The sequence below is a fragment of the uncultured Cyclobacterium sp. genome (assembly GCF_963976465.1).
In the GTDB taxonomy this organism is placed as follows: Bacteria; Bacteroidota; Bacteroidia; order Cytophagales; family Cyclobacteriaceae; genus Cyclobacterium.
On the sequence record NZ_CAXBOC010000642.1, the window covers coordinates 1 to 2,565 of the forward strand.

The 2,565-nt window shown below is 38.6% G+C and carries 1 protein-coding gene and 1 pseudogene; one reads left to right on the forward strand and one right to left on the reverse strand.

Annotation, left to right across the window (positions count from 1 at the left end; translation table 11 throughout):
- Window positions 1–1,118: tetratricopeptide repeat protein (locus AAC037_RS23345; protein WP_339906019.1), on the forward strand; the 1,118-nt coding region annotated here is incomplete at its 5' end.
- A gap of 621 nt (window positions 1,119–1,739) precedes the next feature.
- On the opposite strand, the pseudogene AAC037_RS23350 reads toward AAC037_RS23345, so the two are convergent.
- Window positions 1,740–2,565 (reverse strand): annotated as a pseudogene (locus AAC037_RS23350) (hypothetical protein); the annotation flags it as partial.

The following is a 2,565-nucleotide window of genomic DNA, read 5'->3' on the forward strand; positions in this document are numbered from 1 at the left end:
TAAATGATGAATCCGGAATTGGTCTGGAGGAAGGAGTCAGTCAGTTTAAGAAAGCGATTCAGGAAGATAGTCAATTTGCCAATGCTTATGCCTATGTCGCCTTATGTTATTACTATCTGGACGTTTTTCAAGCCAAAAAACAATTTACTGAAGAACTTAAGAACTACGCTGACAAAGCGATGCTCTTGGATCCGGATATTGGCGAGAGCTTAATTGCCAGATCGCTGTATTTTATGCAAATACAAGATTATGACCAGGCCGTGGAATCTTTTGAAGAAGTATTGGACTACTATCCCAATATCGCATGGATTCATAATTTCCTGTCGGATATCTATGCTTACATGCTTCCAAATACAGAGAAATATCTATTGCATGCATTGCAAGGCATAGAAGTAGCCGTTTCTGATAAAGATTCTGTATCCGCAAGCATTAGCTATTTGCATTTAAGTAATGCACTTACCCAATCGGGGTTTTTAACTGAAGCAGATAAATATATAAGGAAATCGAAGGCTTTAAATCCTCAAAACCATTATTCAAAGTACCTCCATGAATACATTAAGTTGGGACAGCATAAAGACTTAAAAAAAACCAAAGCTGCATTGATTAAAATCTTTGGGCAAGACACAACCAAAATTGATGTCATCCAGGAGGTAGCGAAAGTTTGCTACACTTTGAAAGCGTACAATGAAGCTTGGCTTTATTATGAAAAGCTTATTTCCATTAAGTCTGCTTTACAATTAGACATTTACCAAAGTGAAGATATCAAAATAGCCTTTGTATTGGAACAACTCGGTCGTGAAGAGGAAGCCAAGCCGTATTACCAAAGTTATTTTGATTTTGCGGAAAACGATCAATCCATATATAAAGATTTGATTTTATCTTCCTACTATGCAGCTGTAGGTGACATCGAAAAAGGAATAAAACATTTAAAAGCCTTTTCTGAACAAGAAAATTATCAATACTGGTTTGTGCTTTTTCTACTAGAAGACCCTATTCTCTTAAAAATGAAAGATCATCCTGATTTTAAAAGCACAACTCAGAAGATTCAATCAAAATTTTGTGAAGCACATGAAGACATGAAAACAATTCTTGTAGAAAGGGATATATTGGAACAGTAGCTATTTGAATGCAGTTACAGCCCTATTATAGTGTGCTAATTTTATTCATTGGGTAAAATGAATCTCAAATTGAGCAAGTAAATCGTTTAAGAAATCCCGATCGTTTTTTTGGCCATGCAGGCCAAGTGGAATAATTCAAAAACCTTGATTATAAATGACTTAAAAATAAATGTTTAGTATTTTGTTAATTGGTTTTCAACTGGTCTGAAGATTCATGAAATTAAATACTTGCCTTAGTAAGAACACGCTACCTCAAGTATAAATTCGATAAACGACAACAAGGCATCGCCATCTCTGTAATCGGTTCAAAAATGATACCCACCCTGGAGGTACTGTATTGGTATTTAACCTTCCCGAATGATGCACTTCACCAATCTTATAATATTTGCAGAAAGAAGTTTTCGATTTGCTGGCTTCTGCTCCCCTCAGCCACCCTTGAGATGATAGTATGCAGTAATAACCCGAAATCAAATTGATTTCGCCCTAATTTTCATTTTTATCCCTTAAGTTAACAAAATCCCTAGCCCAACAGAACTACCACCCACTCCATCACTAGATCACCCCATCACCCCATCACCAAATCACTACACCACTACATCACCCCATCACCCCATCACCAAATCACTCCATCCACCTCTGACTAGCCAAAGCCTCCGAAACCATCAATGCCCGATCAAAAAACCTCACATAACTCAATTCTCCATTTATACTTGAACCTAGCAGTAAAGTCTTTGATCCTTCAGGCGATTTGAAATATGGACTAAACCTCCCCCAGCCAAATTGCCGATCTTTCCCCCCATCATTGAAGCGCCCATCTACGACAAATGCAATGATTTTTGGTCCTCCGTCAACAATGATACTTACCTGATGTTGCTTACCTGGCATCAATAATCCGGGATCAGAGCTCCATACTGCACGTGTTTGGCCGTCATTCATTTGAAATTCCAAAGTTTTATTGTCCGAAATACTTATCCACCATCCTTTGCCTGAGCCATCTCTAGTATCGGCAAGTACCTGCCCTACTTTTATTTCATTTAGCAAAAATCCCAGTTCAATGGTAAAGCCTACATTGTTGCTTTTCCCTCTGTAATCAGCAGTATTGGTATCCCTAACACGAAAGGTGGGTACATTCGGGGCCGGAAGTTTTTGCGGCAAACTTTTACCTTTACCGGACCAGTTGACCAGCAAACCATCCCTTACTCGTACAGGTTCATTAAACTGTCCCCAAAGTCGTTCCAAAAAAGCATTGTCAATCTGATGGACACGGGCAATGTCCTTCTGTGTTTCGGTAATAAAATAATTGCCATTTTCTTCAATCAGGTCAGGATAACTCATTCGGATCAAGGGGTCATCATCATAGAGTAAAATCTCTGGTTGGCTCCATTGAATCTCTTTACCATCTTTACCATCTACTTCAATCCCTCCAGCCATCCATACCGGGTTTCGG